This is a genomic window from Rhodococcus sp. B10 (assembly GCF_011770055.1).
In the GTDB taxonomy this organism is placed as follows: domain Bacteria; phylum Actinomycetota; class Actinomycetes; order Mycobacteriales; family Mycobacteriaceae; genus Rhodococcoides; species Rhodococcoides kyotonensis_B.
Window position 1 is genome coordinate 1 of record NZ_JAAFYV010000031.1, and the last position, 16,050, is coordinate 16,050.

The 16,050-nt window shown below is 65.0% G+C and carries 18 protein-coding genes; 11 read left to right on the forward strand and 7 right to left on the reverse strand.

From position 1 onward, the window contains the following. The 3 genes from RhoFasB10_RS19190 to RhoFasB10_RS19200 form a co-directional block, all read left to right on the forward strand. Positions 1-206: DUF2118 domain-containing protein (locus tag RhoFasB10_RS19190; protein WP_167678071.1), on the forward strand; the 206-nt coding region annotated here is incomplete at its 5' end. Between the two features lie 43 nt (positions 207-249). Next, entirely contained in the window at positions 250-678 is a 429-nt protein-coding gene (locus RhoFasB10_RS19195; protein ID WP_068431909.1) for a DUF1707 domain-containing protein, read from the forward strand. Beyond that, on the forward strand, positions 675-1,370 hold the full coding sequence (locus tag RhoFasB10_RS19200) for a haloacid dehalogenase type II (RefSeq protein WP_068431912.1): 696 nt from the start codon (positions 675-677) through the stop codon (positions 1,368-1,370). Before RhoFasB10_RS19195 ends, RhoFasB10_RS19200 begins: the two co-directional genes overlap by 4 nt. A 4-nt stretch (positions 1,371-1,374) precedes the next feature. On the opposite strand, the gene RhoFasB10_RS19205 is transcribed toward RhoFasB10_RS19200, so the two are convergent. Beyond that, a complete protein-coding gene (locus tag RhoFasB10_RS19205) occupies positions 1,375-1,938 on the reverse strand; it encodes an AAA family ATPase (RefSeq protein WP_167678073.1) in 564 nt (187 codons plus the stop codon). Between the two features lie 101 nt (positions 1,939-2,039). After that, positions 2,040-2,582 carry a nucleotidyltransferase family protein gene (locus tag RhoFasB10_RS19210; RefSeq protein ID WP_068431918.1) on the reverse strand — a complete coding sequence of 181 codons (543 nt, stop codon included), beginning with the start codon at positions 2,580-2,582 and terminating at the stop codon, positions 2,040-2,042. 128 nt (positions 2,583-2,710) lie between these two features. Here RhoFasB10_RS19210 and uraD (RhoFasB10_RS19215) point away from each other — a divergent pair, with 128 nt between their 5' ends. Genes uraD (RhoFasB10_RS19215) through pucL form a run of 4 tightly spaced genes read left to right on the forward strand, consistent with a single transcriptional unit; the run spans position 2,711 to position 6,399 of the window. Then, positions 2,711-4,615 (forward strand): 2-oxo-4-hydroxy-4-carboxy-5-ureidoimidazoline decarboxylase, encoded by a 1,905-nt coding sequence (gene uraD / locus RhoFasB10_RS19215; RefSeq protein ID WP_068431921.1) that lies wholly within the window; start codon positions 2,711-2,713, stop codon positions 4,613-4,615. A 22-nt stretch (positions 4,616-4,637) separates the two neighbouring features. Next, positions 4,638-5,141, forward strand: a complete 504-nt coding sequence (gene uraD, locus RhoFasB10_RS19220; protein ID WP_084424102.1) for a 2-oxo-4-hydroxy-4-carboxy-5-ureidoimidazoline decarboxylase — start codon at positions 4,638-4,640, stop codon at positions 5,139-5,141. Continuing rightward, positions 5,138-5,461 (forward strand): hydroxyisourate hydrolase, encoded by a 324-nt coding sequence (gene uraH / locus RhoFasB10_RS19225; RefSeq protein ID WP_068431924.1) that lies wholly within the window; start codon positions 5,138-5,140, stop codon positions 5,459-5,461. Before uraD (RhoFasB10_RS19220) ends, uraH begins: the two co-directional genes overlap by 4 nt. A 17-nt stretch (positions 5,462-5,478) precedes the next feature. After that, positions 5,479-6,399 carry a factor-independent urate hydroxylase gene (gene pucL, locus RhoFasB10_RS19230; RefSeq protein WP_068431927.1) on the forward strand — a complete coding sequence of 307 codons (921 nt, stop codon included), beginning with the start codon at positions 5,479-5,481 and terminating at the stop codon, positions 6,397-6,399. A 26-nt stretch (positions 6,400-6,425) separates the two neighbouring features. Here the strand turns inward: pucL and RhoFasB10_RS19235 are convergent, their stop codons facing one another. Next, entirely contained in the window at positions 6,426-7,055 is a 630-nt protein-coding gene (locus RhoFasB10_RS19235) for a DUF2461 domain-containing protein (protein ID WP_068431930.1), read from the reverse strand. A gap of 258 nt (positions 7,056-7,313) precedes the next feature. Here RhoFasB10_RS19235 and RhoFasB10_RS19240 point away from each other — a divergent pair, with 258 nt between their 5' ends. Both RhoFasB10_RS19240 and RhoFasB10_RS19245 read left to right on the forward strand, forming a co-directional pair. After that, positions 7,314-8,141, forward strand: coding sequence for an FAD binding domain-containing protein (locus RhoFasB10_RS19240; protein ID WP_068431932.1), 828 nt, complete (start codon positions 7,314-7,316; stop codon positions 8,139-8,141). Beyond that, positions 8,138-10,849 carry a molybdopterin cofactor-binding domain-containing protein gene (locus RhoFasB10_RS19245; RefSeq protein WP_068431935.1) on the forward strand — a complete coding sequence of 904 codons (2,712 nt, stop codon included), beginning with the start codon at positions 8,138-8,140 and terminating at the stop codon, positions 10,847-10,849. Before RhoFasB10_RS19240 ends, RhoFasB10_RS19245 begins: the two co-directional genes overlap by 4 nt. On the opposite strand, the gene RhoFasB10_RS19250 is transcribed toward RhoFasB10_RS19245, so the two are convergent. Beyond that, on the reverse strand, positions 10,783-11,877 hold the full coding sequence (locus RhoFasB10_RS19250; RefSeq protein ID WP_068431938.1) for a YbhN family protein: 1,095 nt from the start codon (positions 11,875-11,877) through the stop codon (positions 10,783-10,785). The genes RhoFasB10_RS19245 and RhoFasB10_RS19250 overlap by 67 nt on opposite strands. Then, positions 11,874-12,311 carry an Lrp/AsnC family transcriptional regulator gene (locus RhoFasB10_RS19255; RefSeq protein WP_068431941.1) on the reverse strand — a complete coding sequence of 146 codons (438 nt, stop codon included), beginning with the start codon at positions 12,309-12,311 and terminating at the stop codon, positions 11,874-11,876. The genes RhoFasB10_RS19250 and RhoFasB10_RS19255 overlap by 4 nt, the downstream gene beginning before the upstream one ends. Positions 12,312-12,358: 47 nt before the next feature. Between RhoFasB10_RS19255 and RhoFasB10_RS19260 the strand changes: the two genes are divergently transcribed. Then, positions 12,359-13,402 (forward strand): acyl-CoA dehydrogenase family protein, encoded by a 1,044-nt coding sequence (locus RhoFasB10_RS19260; protein ID WP_068431944.1) that lies wholly within the window; start codon positions 12,359-12,361, stop codon positions 13,400-13,402. On the opposite strand, the gene RhoFasB10_RS19265 is transcribed toward RhoFasB10_RS19260, so the two are convergent. After that, positions 13,382-14,092: a type II CAAX endopeptidase family protein gene (locus RhoFasB10_RS19265; RefSeq protein WP_068431946.1), complete on the reverse strand. Its 711-nt coding sequence runs from the start codon at positions 14,090-14,092 to the stop codon at positions 13,382-13,384. The two genes, RhoFasB10_RS19260 and RhoFasB10_RS19265, sit on opposite strands and share 21 nt — an antisense overlap. After that, on the reverse strand, positions 14,092-15,309 hold the full coding sequence (locus tag RhoFasB10_RS19270; RefSeq protein WP_068431949.1) for an NAD(P)H-binding protein: 1,218 nt from the start codon (positions 15,307-15,309) through the stop codon (positions 14,092-14,094). Before RhoFasB10_RS19270 ends, RhoFasB10_RS19265 begins: the two co-directional genes overlap by 1 nt. Positions 15,310-15,404: 95 nt before the next feature. Between RhoFasB10_RS19270 and RhoFasB10_RS19275 the strand changes: the two genes are divergently transcribed. Next, complete coding sequence (locus RhoFasB10_RS19275; protein ID WP_068431952.1) at positions 15,405-16,046, forward strand: ribulose 1,5-bisphosphate carboxylase large subunit; 642 nt, start codon at positions 15,405-15,407, stop codon at positions 16,044-16,046. Positions 16,047-16,050: the final 4 nt, after the last annotated feature.

Sequence of the window (16,050 nt, forward strand, 5' to 3'; positions counted from 1 at the left end):
CCGTCACCGCACCCATGCAGGGCACCGTCGTCAAGGTCGCCGTCGAAGAAGGACAAGAAGTCGCCGAAGGCGACCTCATCGCCGTCCTCGAAGCAATGAAAATGGAAAACCCCGTCAACGCCCACAAGGCAGGCGTCGTCACCGGCCTCGCCGTCACTCCCGGCTCTGCCATCACCCAAGGCACCGTCCTCGCGGAACTGAAGTAAGAACCCCTCTGGGACCACGAACGTCCGGGTTAGTCTGTCTCTCATGGCAGACAACCCGGACGTTCGCATCGGTACGGCCGAGCGCGAGCAAGCACTCGAAGCGTTGAGCAGACATCTCGGCGACGGGCGCCTGACGTTGCCGGAGTTCGACGAACGTAGTTCCGTCGTCTCCTCCGCCACGACGCGCGGCCAACTCGACGCGGTATTCGCGGATCTGCCATCCACGACGGTCACTCCTTCCGTCTCGAAGCCGTTGGAGAGGACCGCGTCGCAAACACCTGCCGCGGAGTCGTCCGACGACGACGGCTGGGACTGGCGCAAAGCGGTCATGGCTGCGACGCCGATCGTTGCGCTCATTCTGTTCTTCGTCGTTCCCGTGTCGAACAGTTGGTTGTTCTTCCTGTTGATTCCTTTGGTCGGTGCCGTGATCTTCGGCGGGGACCGGTCGAACCGGAAGCGGGATCGACGGTGACGGCGCCGAAGGCCCTGTTGTTCGACGTGTTCGGCACGGTCGTCGACTGGCGCACGAGTGTGGCTGCCGCAGTCTCGTCGGCGCTGCCCGAGCTGCAGGATCCATATTCGTTCGCGGATCGGTGGCGCAGCCTCTATCAACCGTCGATGGAAGAGGTCAGATCCGGGTCACGCGAGTTCGTCCGGCTGGATGAACTGCACCGTGAAAGTTTGCGAACAGTGTTGTCGGAGCAGGACATCGAGCTACCCGACGCCGCTGTCGACGACCTCAACCTCGCATGGCATCGCCTCGATCCCTGGCCGGATTCGGTCGACGGCATCACGCGGTTGAAGGAGCATTTCGTCGTCGCGCCACTGTCCAACGGCAATATCTCTCTGCTGCTGGACATGGCGAAGAATGCGGGTATTCCGTGGGACGCGATCCTCGGAGCCGAACCGGTGCGCGCATACAAGCCCACACCCGACGCCTATCTTCGTACCGCCGACATCCTCGGATTGCGGCCCGACGAGTGCATGATGGTCGCTGCACACAACAGCGACCTCGACGCCGCTCGCAACTGCGGTTTCCGCACCGCGTTCGTCTGCAGACCGAGCGAACATGGGCCGCAACAAAATTCGGATGTGCGGCCCGAATCCGATTGGTCGTACAGCGTCGAGTCGATCACCGAATTGGCGACGGCGTTGAACTGCTGACCTCTCAGGTCACTTCGGCCAGCGCTCCGGTGACCCACTGTTCGACGTCGGCGCGTGACTGCAGTTGGACTATCGAAAGTTCCGGCCTGCGCTCGGCCACCGCGAGGACACGTTCGCCCGTGAGCGAGTGCGTCCTCCAGGCCCAGCGGATGATGTGGTCTTCCTCCCGGAAGATGCTGCGCAGCGGCGGTTCGATGTTGCCGTTCCACAACACTTCTCGACGCAGCCGCCGCCCGATCGTGCGCTGCGACACCTGGCGCATGACCGTAGTTCGCGGTAAGTCGAGCCAGACGAGCAGATCGGCGCGGTCCGCCAGCTTGTCTCGAACCGAAGCGTACTGCCACTCGGTCACCCACGACGGTCTCGACGAGAACTCGTCCACGTCGGCCTCGAACGACGGGCGGGGCGTCCAGCCGGGACCGTGGAACAAGCCGTCGATCTCGATGTGCTCGGTACCGAGGACTCGAGCGATCCGTGAGGCCAACGTCGTTTTCCCGGAACCCGACGTGCCGGCGACTATTACTCTCGACGGTCTGCCGGTCAGCGTGTCGGCGGGTCCGAGGATCACCGAATCACCCTACCCGTGCGTGCGAATGTATAGCCCGCTATACATTCGCACGCACGACCGGCAGTAGCGTAGGAGCGCGCCGCCCGGCCGAGCCAGTTCGGTCACTGACGGTAATCCTGATCCACACCCGTCGCCCAGCGCGAACATTCGACAGCGACGACATCCGTCCGCCCACGGAGAAAGTCACGCGCACCGGAATCCCCGACGGCCGTGGAGATGACGTCGTCCCAGTGTTCGCGTCCGAACACGACCGGATGACCGGGTACGCCGTCGAATACTGCTCGTGCAAGGTGCGACGGCGCATCGCGAGCAGCGTCCAAGACTGCACCGACGACGTCGCTCCCCACATCCGGCGTGTCGACGACGTGGACGACCGCGAAGGAAGCGTCACCGGCTGCACCCAACCCCGCGCGCAACGATGCGCTCAGCCCCTCACGCCATTTCGGGGCGTGGACCGCCTCCGCGCCGAGAGGCACCGGCACCGACGCAGCCCCGAGTACGACGAGCACTCGGCCGCAGCCGCCGTCGACCAGCGCACGAACGGCCGCGTTCAGCCACGCCCCGTCGTGCGCGAGTACTTTCGGTGAGCCGTACCGAGTTCCAGCACCGGCGGCGAGAAGCACTCCGACCGCGTCAGACGTCATTCACCAGTCCTTTCCGACTGCACCATTCTGCCCGCTCGAGTCGCGGTAACGGCCGTCATGGTCGATCCTGTTACCACTCGCCTGCAGCGTCGCAGGACCCATTACCTGCTGCCACCTGCGAGGTACCCATGTCCGTTCTTCCCACGAAGCGTCGCCGTGTTCATCCCGTCGACGAGGTTCTCCCCGTCCCGAAACTCGCCGCGTACGGATTTCAGCACGTCGTTGCCTTCTATGCGGGCGCAGTGCTGGTTCCGATCATCATCGGCAGCGCGATCGGACTGACCGACGAACAACTGATTCACCTGATCAACGCGGATCTGTTCACGTGTGGGATCGCGTCGATCATCCAGTCGGTGGGCTTCTGGAAAATCGGCGTGCGACTTCCGTTGCTGCAGGGCGTGACCTTCGCGGGCGTGTCACCCGTCATCGCGATCGCCATGGCAAACGGCGGCGGGACCGAAGGCCTTCTGTACGTCTACGGCTCCGTCATCGTCGCAGGTCTCGTCACGTTCTTCATGGCCCCGTACTTCAGTAGACTCCTCAGATTCTTCCCGCCGGTCGTGACTGGAACGGTGATCACGATCATCGGCGTCGCGTTGCTGCCCGTCGCTGTCAACGACGCAGTGACGAATCCTGCTACGCACGAACAAGATCCGACCAACGGCCGCTGGATGGCCTACGCCATCGGAACGCTCCTCGTCATCGTGTTGATCCAACGATTCTTCAAGGGCTTCATGGCGACGATCGCCGTCCTGCTCGGGCTCGTCGCGGGCAGCGCAGTCGCATTCGTGCTCGGAGACATGAACTTCGACCGTACGGGCGAGGCGTCGTGGGTCGGCTTCACCCAGCCGTTCCTGTTCGGCGTACCGAAATTCAGTGTCGTCGCGATCATCTCGATGATCGTCGTCATGCTGATCATCGCGGTCGAGACCACCGGCAGCGTCTACGCGACGGGTGAGATCGTCGGCAAGCGCATCAAGAAGGACGACATCGCCGCGACGCTTCGGGCAGACGGCGTCGCCACGGTCGTCGGCGGCACGTTCAATTCGTTTCCGTACACGGCATTTTCGGAGAACGTCGGACTGGTGCGCCTCACCGGAGTGCGAAGCCGGTGGGTGGTGGCGTCGGCCGGCGTCATCATGATGCTGCTGGGATTGCTTCCGAAAACGGCCGCCGTCGTCGCGTCCATTCCACCACCGGTTCTCGGTGGGGCCGCTCTGGCGCTGTTCGCGACCGTCGCCGTCGTCGGCATTCAGACGCTGTCGGCCGTCGATTTCACCGACCATCGCAACTTGATCGTCGTGGCGACCAGCCTCGGACTGGCAATGCTGGTCACCATTCAACCGAGCGTCGCCGACGGCGTCCCGGACTGGCTGGAGATGCTGTTCGGAAGCGGCATCGTTCTCGGAGCCGTCACCGCGATCGTGTTGAACATCGTGTTCTTCCACATCGGCAATCGTGGTCAGACCGTCGCCGGCGGTCCGGGCGACGGCATCACGCTGGATCGTGTCAACACGATGACCCACGACGACTTCGCCTCGACGTTCGGAGGCCTCGTCCAGGGGACACCGTGGGTGGTCGATCGTGCATACCAGCAACGACCGTTTGCCGACGCGCACAGCCTGCGCGAGGCTTTCCAGGAGGCCCTGCTGGCAGGCACGACCGAGGAACAGCTCGAGCTCATCAACAGCTACCCGGACCTCGGGAGCGAAGATGACACCGGCATGCCCGAGGCGGCCGATCACACGGGCCTGTCGAATCTCGACGAGGACGAGCACGACGACATCGTCGAACTCGCCACCGAGTATCGCCGGCACTTCGGATTTCCCTTGGTCATCTGCGCCCGCGAAACGGAACGGTACGACCGAGTGCTGGCGAACGGCTGGTCTCGTATCGAGAACGCGCCCGCCGCCGAGCGTTCGTTTGCGATGATCGAAATCGCCAAGATCGCCAACTATCGTTTCGACGACCTCGTCGCCGACGCCAACCCCATCGCCGCAGCCAGGTTCGGACGGTTGACCGACCGTACGTAGCGAGATACGAAAGAGACACGCGGTGTTACACGAGAACACAGGCCTGGAGGGTTTCAACAGGCTGACCGACCGACAGGCGATGCATGCGCTGTTCGAATGCTGCTCCTCGTCGATCTGGGCGCGACGTGTCGCGTCCGGCCGACCGTTCGCCAGCCGGGAAATGCTGTTGGACAGAGCCGATCGTGTGTTGGCCGAACTCCCCGAAGCCGAGATCGACAGGGCGCTCGACGGCCACCCGCGCATCGGAGCACAGGCCGACAATCCGTCGTCGCGGCGGGAACAGGCGGCGGTGCAGACCGCGGGCTCGGACGTTCTCGACGTGCTGGCGAAAGCCAACCGGGCGTACGAGGACAAGTTCGGGCACGTGTATCTCGTCTGCGCGACTGGCAGGTCGGCCACCGAGTTGCTCGCTATTCTCGAGGAACGACTGGGCAACGATCCCGAAACCGAACGACGGGTGATGCGCGTGGAACTGGCCAAGATCAACCGGATTCGTCTGCATCGCTTGCTGGGAGAAGACACATGACCGGCATCAGCACCCATGTTCTCGACGCCGTGCGCGGCACACCCGCCGTGGGAGTTCGCGTCGAGCTGTTCACCAACGGAGTCGAGATCGCGTCGGCTCTCACCGACACCGACGGCCGTGTGCCCGAACTACTTCCGGGTCCCGTCGACGAGGGCACGTACCGCCTGTCGTTCGACACCGGAACGTATTTCGACACACTCGGCACTCGGACCTTCTACCCGGAGGTGTCGATCTCGTTCGCAGTCGCCGATTCCGGTGCGCACTATCACGTGCCGTTGTTGTTGTCTCCGTTCGCCTATTCCACCTACCGCGGCAGCTGAAAAGAGGATTTCGCACGATGACCGACCTCGACGGCAAGATCGTCCTCGGCGCCAACCAGTACGGGAAGGCAGAGAACCGCGTCGTACGCATCTACCGGGACAGCCCGCGTCACGAGATCCACGACATCAACGTCTCGAGCGCTCTGCGCGGAGATTTCGCACCGGCACACCTGGTGGGCGATCAATCGACCGTCCTCCCCACCGACACGCAGAAGCAGACGGCGTATACGTACGCGAAGACGAAAGGTCTTCTCCATCTCGAAAGTTACGGCCTCGACCTGGCGCGGCATTACGTCGACGACGTCGAACCCGTCGACGGCGCTCGCATCGAACTGGAGGAGTACGCGTGGCAGCGTGTCGTGATCGACGGCGTCGAACACGACCACACGTGGACTCGTAAGGGCGAGGAGACGCGCACGTCGGCGGTGACGGTCGAGGGAAAGGGTGACAGCCAGAAGACGTGGGTGATCAGCGGTTTCAAAGACCTGGTCATCCTCAAGTCGACCGGTTCGGAGTTCGCCGGTTTCCTCGAGGACGAGTTGACCGTGCTCGAGCCGACGCACGACCGCGTCATGGCCACGTCGTTGATCGCGCAGTGGCGTTACACCCACATCGACGTCGACTGGGACGGCGTGTATGCGGGTGTCAAGGCCGCGATGATCGAACGCTTCGCCAACCTGCAGTCGTTGGCGCTGCAGCAGACCCTGTTCGCAATGGGTGAGGCAGTACTGCAGAAGTATCCGTTCATCGCCGAGATCCGGATGTCGGCGCCCAACAAACATCACTTCCTGTACGACATCGGCCGGTTCGGGGTCACGAACGACAACGAGGTGTTCAACGCCGACGACCGCCCCTACGGACTCATCCAGGCCACCGTCGAGCGAGAGGACGCACCCGACGCCGGTAGCGCCTGGCGGACCTACTCGGTCGTGGGCTGACGGTTCTCGCGGGCGATGCCTCCGCGCTATCGCATCACCTGCTCCGCCCATTCGACGAGCGGGACGAGCGTCCGCCACGCCGTGCGCACGTGGTCGGCCGCCGCAGCCGTTTCGAGCCACGGCGGTGAACCGAAGTGCGTGCTCGCCGTCAGCGACTTGTGGCGCAGCAGGTCGATGCGCGGGTGGTCGAGTTCGTAGCCTCGCGGCTTGGTCTTCAGCCTGTCCCCGCCGATGTCGAATCCGGCCTCGGTCAGCGTCGACACCAGCCCTTCGAGTTCGGTGCCGCGTACCTCGTTGTCGACGGCGTCGCGGAACAGTGCGATGCCGTCGGTCGTCGCACCGTAGAAACCACCCGCGACGAACAGTCCTGCAGGATCGATCTGCACGTAGAAACCCAGGCTCGGACCGCGGGCGACGAAGCCTCCCTGATGCGTCTTGTACGGCGTCTTGTCCTTGGAGAACCGGACGTCACGGTACGGCCGAAATACCTTGCCGCTGCCGAACTCGCCTTTCAACTCGGCCAACAATTCGACCATCGGCACCTTGACCGATTCCTCGTAGACATCCTTGTGCGCGTTCCACCACGGCTTGCTGTTGTCCGCTTCGAGATCCTCGTAGAAGTCGAGCGCCGCGAACGGGAATCCGGTGAAAGCCATGCGGCGAGTCTAGGTGGCACGGTGAGCCGGTCCAGATGGGTCGCTCCGCAGGCTCCGCTCCCGCCACCTGGGTCGCTCCGCAGGCTCCGCTCCCGCCACCTGGGTCGCTCCGCAGGCTCCGCTCCTGATGTTTCGTGCGAGTTTCCACTCGATCGACGAAGAACCCTTCGTTCGTAACACGAGCTGACTACTGTTCGGCACAGACAGTCGTGCAGGTGAACCACACCGGCAAACCGCAGCGCCGAGAGCAGGTGCGTCATGGACTTGGGAACCATCGAGGACGTCGTGATCCCCACCGATCGTTCCGGCCTGCCTCCCGGCGCGCCCGACACGGCCGTCATCGCAGGTGGCACGTGGTTGATGTCCGAGAAGCAGGATCACCTGACGCGGTTGGTGGACATCACGGCACTCGGCTGGCCTGCTCTCGACGCCGGGTACGACGAACATGCGAGCGACGGCCTCGAGATCGCCGCAACCTGCACCATCGGTGAGCTCGCGGAGGCACGTTTCGACCGCGACTGGCCCGCAACCGCCCTGTTCTCGCAGTGCGCGACCGCCCTGCTCGCGTCGTTCAAGATCTGGAGGGTCGCGACGGTCGGCGGCAACATCTGCATGTCGCTGCCCGCGGGCTCGATGATCTCCATGGCGGTCTCGTTGGACGCCGTAGCGACGGTGTGGTCGTCGGACGGTTCCGATTACCGAATCCCCGTGGTCGATCTCGTCACGGGACCGCACGAGAACGCACTGAACGTCGGCGACGTCGTACGCAGCATCCATGTCCCCCGTCACGCGCTCGAAGCGACAACGGCATTCAGGAAGACGGCGCTGTCGCCGCTCGGCCGTTCGGCGGCGGTCGTGATCGGGCGAGTAGACCGCGACGGCCAGTTCGTTCTGTCGGTGACGGCCGCTACGGTACGCCCCCATGTGGTTCGCTTCCCGACGACGCCGTCCCCATCCGAGCTCGAAGCGGCACTGCGACAGTCGATTCCGGACGACTCCTGGTACGACGACCCGCACGGCGCACCGGATTGGCGTCGGCACATCAGCATTCGTTCGGCACTGGACATCCTCGGGGAGCTGTCGTGAAATTCACCCTGAACGGCGTCGACGCCGACCACACACCGCGCCCGGGACAGTGCCTGCGCACACTGCTGCGCGAGAACGCACACTTCGAGGTCAAGAAAGGCTGCGACGCAGGCGATTGCGGTGCGTGTTCGGTGCTCGTCGACGGCCACCCCGTCCACTCCTGCATCTACCCGGCCTATCGCGCCGCAGGCCGACGCGTCGTGACGGTGGCCGGTCTCGGCACACCGGACGACCTTCACCCGATGCAGCGACGGTTCGTCGACGCGGGCGGTTTCCAATGCGGATTCTGCACTGCGGGAATGGTTCTCACGGCATCGACACTCGACGACGACGCCATCGCCGAACTACCGCAGCGTCTGAAGGGAAACCTGTGCCGCTGCACCGGATATCGGTCGATCGACGACGCAGTCCACGGCGTCGTCAACACCGAGAAACCTCAGGGTGGTCCGTCGTGCGGTCGTTCGCTTGCTGCTCCGGCCGGAACACGCATCGTCACCGGCACCGAGCCGTACACGATGGACTTCGCTCCCCCTGGCCTTCTGCATGCCAGCGTGCTCGGAAGTCCCCATCCCCACGCTCGAGTGGTGGCGATCGATACTTCCGCAGCCGAGGCGATCGCGGGTGTCCGGTTGGTTCTGACAGCGGCGGACAGCCCCGATCGACTGTTCTCGACGGCCCGTCACGATCAACGAAACGACGACCCCGACGACACTCGCGTCATCGACACGGTGATGCGGTTCAAAGGTCAGCGTGTCGCCGTGGTGGTCGCCGAAACTCTCGCTGCTGCCGAGGCCGGATGCCGTGCCCTCGTCGTCGACTACGAGATACTGCCCGCGGTGTTCGACACCGAGGCCGCGTCGGCACCCGGGGCACCGAAGATCCACGGCGACAAGAAACACGACGCGAGGATCGCGGACGCGTCGCGCAACCTCGTTGCCGAAGTGCACGGCGGCACAGGCGATGTCGAGGAAGCTGTCGCAGCAGCCGATACCGTCGTGACCGGGCGATGGCGAACGGGCCGGATTCAACACGTACACCTCGAGACACACGGCACCATCGGCTGGCGCGCCGACGACGGTCGCCTGAATCTCCGTACCAGCACTCAGGTCCCGTTCCTCGTCCGCGACGAGGTCTGCGAGATCTTCGGCCTCGATCGCGACGAGGTCCGTGTGTTCACCGCCCGCGTCGGCGGGGGCTTCGGCGGCAAGCAAGAACTTCTGACCGAAGACATCGTGGCACTGGCCGTTCTGCGCACCGGTTCGCCCGTGCAGTTCGAATTCACACGCCGAGACGAGTTCACGGTGTCGCCGTGCCGCCACCCGTTCCAGGTCGACGTCACGGCTGCGGCGTCCGCGGACGGCACCCTGACGGCACTGGCGATCGACGTCGTCACGGACGCGGGCGCGTACGGCAACCACAGTCCAGGCGTGATGTTCCACGGCTGCGGCGAATCGATCGCCGTGTATCGGTGCGCGAACAAGCGCGTCGACGCGAAGAGCGTGTACACCAACAACATTCCGTCGGGTGCGTTCCGCGGCTACGGGCTCGGGCAGGTCATCTTCGCGGTCGAATCGGCGTTGGACGATCTCGCCCGCGACCTCGACATCGACCCGTTCGAGTTCCGTCGCCGCAACGTCGTCGTACCCGGTGACCCGCTCGTCGCAGCCCACGTCGAGGGCGACGACCTGGTCTACGGCAGTTACGGTCTCGACCAGTGCCTCGACCTGGCCGAACAGGCTCTCCGGCGAGGCAACGGAGTGGAACCGCCGGAGGGGTGGAAGGTCGGGGAGGGCATGGCCGTCGCGATGATCGCGACGATCCCGCCCCGAGGCCACCATTCCGAGGCGTCCGTCGCGTTGCAGCCGGACGGACGCTACGAGGTGCGCATCGGCACAGCCGAATTCGGCAACGGCACGACGACCGTGCACACCCAGATTGCCGCCACCGCACTCGGAACGTCACCGGACCGCATCGTCGTCCGCCAATCCGACACGGACGCGACGACGTACGACACCGGAGCCTTCGGATCCGCGGGAACCGTCGTCGCAGGCAAGGCACTGCACGCGGCGGCGACGCGTATGGCCGACCGCGTCGTGGACATCGGTGCGTCTGTGTCCGGTTGCCCTCGCGAGACGTGCACGCTCGGGCCGCAGGGCGTGCAGTGCGGTGACCGATTCGTCTCGCTCGACGACATTCTCGCCGCGTCGGGCGGAACCCTCGTCGCCGACGGTGACAGCGGCGGCGTCCCCCGATCACTCGCCTTCAACGTGCACGCAGTCCGTGTCGCCGTCGACGAAGGGACCGGCACCGTCCGCATCCTGCAGTCCGTTCAGAGCGCCGACGCAGGCACCGTCATGAATCCGCAGCAATGCCGCGGACAGGTCGAGGGCGGTGTGGCTCAGGGCATCGGAACCGCGATGTACGAGGAAATGAAGACCGACGGCGCCGGAACGGTCGTCACCGATTCGATTCGCAGCTACCATGTTCCGCAGTTCGCCGACATTCCGCGCACCGAGGTCTATTTCGCCGACACGTACGACACTCTTGGTCCGTTCGGCGCCAAATCGATGAGCGAATCGCCGTACAACCCGGTGGCCCCTGCCCTCGCGAACGCGATCAAGGACGCCGTCGGCTCCAGACTCTACGAGCTACCGTTGTCGTCCGATCGTGTCTGGAGGTCGCTCGGCGAGATGTCGACGGACGACTGAGCCGCGGGAACTTTCCAGTTCTTCGTCAGCCTCCAGTACAGGTACGAGATCAGTCCGATCGGAATGGGCAGCAACCACGTCGCACATCGGAACAGTAGGACCGCGGCCACGAGTTGCGCCTGATCGCTCGCGACCAGTCCTGCGCCGAGCACCGCGACCAGTGCGGCTTCGGCGATTCCGAGTCCGCCCGGCGTCGGCGCGACGAACGCCGCGAGCCACATCGCACCGAACGCGACGACGATTCGATCCCACCCGACCACGTCCTGGCCGATGCCGCACATCCGTACCGCCACCCCGAGCACGAGTGCACCGAGCAGTTGGGACAGCAGCATCGTCGCAGTCAGCGACCGCCAGCAGGTGCGCACCCGATTGTTGACGTGCGCACGGAAATCCGACACGGCCTGTTCCATGTCTCTCGGATGTACCCGCGACAGGTGTCTGGCCACGGCGTTGCGCATCCGCGTCAGCAGTCGACCTACTCGACGCGCGAATCCGTCGTCGACGATGATCGCCGCGATCAACAGGCACACGGCTGCCACGATGACGCACGACGCCACGGCGACCCATACAAGGGAACCGGACCCGGTACCGAACACCACGAGGATCACGAGCGCGATCGACATCAACACGTAGCGGGTGAGGTTCGTCCAGATGCCGACGGTGATGATCGACGTCGTGCTGTCGACCGCGCGAAAGCCCCACGACCGATACATGGCGAATGTCAAACCCGTTGCGACAGTGCCACCTTCGGGCACGGTGTTGGCCAGAGCAAGCGACGCGGTGCGAGCGACGCCGGCTTGCGCCGTCGTCAATCCGGGGAGTGTGTACGCCATCGGCCGCAGCATCGACGCCAGGTACAGCAGCCCGAGCGCACACACGACGACCACCTCGGTCACGGTGATCCCGCCCACGGCCTCGGAAACCGCGCCTGTCTTGCCGACCGAGCGATAGAGCAGCCACATGACCAGCGCCACGACGCCGTACGACAATCCGGCCGACGCGATCTTTCGGACACCGATGCGGTTCATCGGGCGTAGAACGTCTGCAGAATGATCGTGCTGCGGGTCTGCACGTTGGCCGTCGCTCTGATCTCCTGCAGCAGGTGTTCGAGACTCCGCGGCGAGTCGACGCGCACCAACAACACGTAGCTCTCCTCGCCCGCCACGGAGTGGCACGAGTAGATCGCCGGGATGTGCTTCAACCGCGCGGGAGCGTCGTCGGGCTGGGCAGGATCGATCGGCGTGATGGCCACGAACGCGGACAACGGTCGTCCCAACGCCTCGTCGTCGACCAGGGCCGTGTAGCCGCGAATGACGCCGCGCGATTCGAGACGACGCACCCGCGACTGCACCGCGGACACCGACAGACTCGCTTTCTCCGCCAACGTCGCGAGGGTGGCACGGCCGTCGGCGACGAGTTCGTCGACGATCAATCGGTCGACCCGATCGAGATTTTCGCTCACCTGCGCAAATCTAGCTCAGAACGCGCAGTTCGGTTTACGATGCGTCGGTGACGTCCTGGCCGGAGCGAGCCCGAGACCTCGCCGACACGGTGCTCTTTCCCGCCGCCGACGCGGTCGACGCAGCGGGAGAAATTCCGCGCAGCCACTTCGACGCTCTTGCCGCTGCGGGCTTCTACGGCTTGGCCGCGCGCGACGACGGCCCCGACATGTCCGAACTGCCGGACATCTTCGAAACACTGTGCGGCGCCTGCCTTTCCACCGCGTTCACGTGGATGCAGCACGGCGGAGTCGTGATGTCCCTCGCGAACAGCCCGAACGAGGGGCTCAGAAACAAGTACTTCGACGAGCTCGTCGACGGCTCCATGACAGCAGGCGTCGCATTCGCCGGTGCCATTCCGAGGCCGCCCAAGTTGTACGCGCGCCGTGAGGCTTCCGGATACGTCCTCGACGGATCGGCACCTTTCGTATCCGGATGGGGCATCGTCGACGTGGTCCAGTTGTCGGCGCGCGACGAGTTCGACGATTCGATCGTCCATGCCATCGTTTCCGCACAGGCAGTCGACGGCACCGACACCGGTAGCCTGACCGTCGAGCCGCTGACGTTGATCGCCGCCGACGCGAGCAACACCGTGCGTCTGCGCTTCGAGAACTTCCACGTCGACGACGCGTCTGTCGTGTCGGTCGTCACGGACTCGCAGTTCCAGGCAGGTCAGCTCTACGGTTCGTGGATCAACGGATGCATGGCGATGGGCATCGCACGACGCTGCATCCAGCAGATGGAGGAGTTGGGCGTCGACGTCGACGCGTACCGGCGGCTGCATGCCGGCGCTCGCGCGAACTTCGACGACGCGCTCGCGGGCCGGTACGACATGTTCTGCGCGCGGGCAGACGCGTCGGAACTGGCGGTGCGCACCGCGGCCGCGCTCGTCGCGGCTACCGGCAGCAGCGCGTTGGTCGGCCACGGGACCGCCGAACGACTGATGCGGGAGGCGACGTTCACGCTCGTCGCCGCGAGCAGGCCGCAGATGAAGACGGCGCTGCTGAAAGGGTTGTCAGGCGAACGGACGGGGTCAGGCGAAGAGCGGGGGTAGCACGAACACCATCACGGTCGACCAGGTGACATGCGTGATGATCGGCGCCAGGATGCCACCGGATGCACGCCGCTGCAGCGCGAGAACGAACCCGAGTGTGATGGCCGCGAACGCCAACATCGGATTGCCGCTGGCGAGCGTGACGACGGTGTAGACGAGCGTCGTGATGACGACGGCCTTGTTCCTGCCGATGGCGGCGTACAGCGCGCCGCGGAAGAAGATTTCCTCGGCGACGCCGTTGAGCAGCGTGATGAACACGATCAGCGCCAGCGAACCGAATCTGGCGTGGGCCAGGACGTTCTCGGTGAAGTCGGCCAACGGCGGAATCTCCCGCACGATCAGCGCGCCGACGACGAACACCGCGCCTGCCAGCAATCCGATGACGATCGGCGTGATGATCGGACGTCTCATCGATTCGTTGAAGCGAATCCGTCCGAGATGGAGCGGTCCGGACGCGAACCCTCCCACGATCCATGCAGCCGCGAGACCGAGCGTCAACGGGTAGAACGCGCTGTCTCCCGGCCTGACCGACAGTGAAACACCCAGAAGCGTCGCACCGACCACGAGAGTCACGACCACCACGATGCGTCGCCGCAGGAAGGCCTTGTCGGTTTCGTCGTGGTTTCTGTCGACCTTGTCGACGAGTGCGGATCGCATCACGTCGACGACGCTGGACTGCCAGCCCGGCATCAGACCTCCCCTGTTCGATCGTGACTCGCTCGGTCCTTCGTCGTGCGTCGCGCTGTCATCATGCGTCGCATTGCCGATCGTGCCCGTTCGGAAACGTCCTGCGCGACATCGAGGTGAGTGCGCACGACCGCCGCGACCGGCCACGAGTAGAGCAGCGTACGCGCGCCGAGGGCCTCGAGCAGGCTCCATGTCCGCCGTGACGACGCCGCGACGCCGTACCGGCGAATGCCGAGGGCGTCACCTCCGCTCCACGCCGCATCGGTGTTCGCGAGGCGTAACGGATCCTTGAGCGCCGCCACCCCAGGCGGCGTGCCGACACTGCCGCGAACGCTGCGGCGCATCGCGTCCTCGATCGTGGTCAGTCCACCGTCGGGCTCGCCTGCGATGTCGCGGATTCTGTTCTCGGACGTCGTCATCGTGTTGTGCAGCGACTCGACGAGATCTTCGGCCAACCCGTCGGGAACCGGAATGATCTTTCCGATGACGCGCCCTGCGAGGCTGGTCGGCACGCCGGGCGTCGGCACCCCGATGCGCGTCAGTCCGGCGGCATCGACGTAGGCGAACAACAGATCGCGGTACGGCACCGTGTCGGGGCCGCCGATGTCGTACGCGCCGGCCGGCACGGTGGATCGAGAGGCGAGCAGGTAGAACAACACGTCGTCGACCGCGATCGGTTGCACGGGGTGGTCCAGCCAGTCCGGCAACGGCAGGATCGGAAGTCGGTCGGCGAGGTACCGCAACATCTCGTACGACGTCGACCCTGCGCCGATGACGATCGCGGCTTTCAGCCAGACCACCTCGACATCGTCGACGGCGAGCGCTCGCCCCACGTCGGCGCGACCGGCGAGGTGTTCCGACAGCTCTTCGTCGTCGGGAACGAATCCGCCCAGATACACGATGCGCCGAACACCCGCTGCGGATGCGGCCTCTCCGAAGTGACGAGCCGCGCTCGTGTCCTGGGTACGGTAGTCGGCCTCACCGATGCCGTGGACGAGGTAGTAGGCGACGTCGACGGGTCCGGCTTCTCGAAACGCGGATTTCAGCGACAAGGGGTCGCCTGCATCGAGTTCGACGGTGTCCACCCGGTCGCGCCAGTCGAACGCGTCGAGCGTTTCCGGGGTACGGGACGCCGCGCACACCGAGTCACCGGCCGCCAACAACGACGCGATCAACCGGGAACCGATGTAGCCACTCGCTCCGGTGACGAGAATGTTCATGACTCGAGGCTAGCGTCGTTGCGTGCGGAGGCCGTGGCGTTGCAGGCCGTCGCGTCGTCGGCTGCGGCGTTGTCGGCTGTGGCATTGTCGTGTGCATGGCACTGGTGCTGGCAGGCGTCCGACTCCCCGACCCCGTCGACGGAAAGTCGGCGGTCGGCTTCGGGATCGGCGTGGTGAAAGCGAGCGCCCGATGGGCCCGCGAGTCGGTGACGTTCGCGGTCGAACTGCCGGGACGCATCAGTGCGCTGCTCGACGAAGCCGCCGTGCTCGTCGCCCGTATCGACGCCGTCGTCGACGCCGCGCAGCGCCTGATCGACCGAACGGGAGGTGTCATCGATCGCGTGGACAGCGTCGTCGACGGGGCTGCGTCGACCACCCGAGCAGCGAACGACGTGGTGCTGACGGCCGGGGCGACCTCCACCACCGCACTCGAATTGGTGGAATTGTTCGATCCGATTGCTCAACAGTCCGCCCCGTTCGCCAAGAAATTCGTCGACCATCTGTCCGAGGACGAGGTCGACGCGGCCATCGAGATGGTCGACCAACTCCCCGGGCTCGTGAAACACATGGAAGCGGTCATTCCCATTCTGGCCACGCTCGACACAGTGTCTCCGGAAATTCACGAACTGCTCGCCGTCACGAAAGATGTTCGACGCGCAGTCATCGGCATCCCCGGGTTCAAGTTCTTCCGCAACCGAGGCGAGGAGAAGCTCGCCGACGAGGAAGACCACCACTAGATCC

Excerpts from the sequence above, each read along its gene's own strand:
- RhoFasB10_RS19195 (WP_068431909.1), top strand. The coding sequence starts at position 250 with ATGGCAGACAACCCGGACGTTCGCATCGGTACGGCCGAGCGCGAGCAA.
- RhoFasB10_RS19210 (WP_068431918.1), bottom strand. The coding sequence starts at position 2,582 with ATGACGTCTGACGCGGTCGGAGTGCTTCTCGCCGCCGGTGCTGGAACT.
- uraD (WP_068431921.1), top strand. The coding sequence starts at position 2,711 with ATGTCCGTTCTTCCCACGAAGCGTCGCCGTGTTCATCCCGTCGACGAG.
- uraH (WP_068431924.1), top strand. The coding sequence starts at position 5,138 with ATGACCGGCATCAGCACCCATGTTCTCGACGCCGTGCGCGGCACACCC.
- pucL (WP_068431927.1), top strand. The coding sequence starts at position 5,479 with ATGACCGACCTCGACGGCAAGATCGTCCTCGGCGCCAACCAGTACGGG.
- RhoFasB10_RS19235 (WP_068431930.1), bottom strand. The coding sequence starts at position 7,055 with ATGGCTTTCACCGGATTCCCGTTCGCGGCGCTCGACTTCTACGAGGAT.
- RhoFasB10_RS19240 (WP_068431932.1), top strand. The coding sequence starts at position 7,314 with ATGGACTTGGGAACCATCGAGGACGTCGTGATCCCCACCGATCGTTCC.
- RhoFasB10_RS19250 (WP_068431938.1), bottom strand. The coding sequence starts at position 11,877 with ATGAACCGCATCGGTGTCCGAAAGATCGCGTCGGCCGGATTGTCGTAC.
- RhoFasB10_RS19265 (WP_068431946.1), bottom strand. The coding sequence starts at position 14,092 with ATGCCGGGCTGGCAGTCCAGCGTCGTCGACGTGATGCGATCCGCACTC.
- RhoFasB10_RS19270 (WP_068431949.1), bottom strand. The coding sequence starts at position 15,309 with ATGAACATTCTCGTCACCGGAGCGAGTGGCTACATCGGTTCCCGGTTG.
- RhoFasB10_RS19275 (WP_068431952.1), top strand. The coding sequence starts at position 15,405 with ATGGCACTGGTGCTGGCAGGCGTCCGACTCCCCGACCCCGTCGACGGA.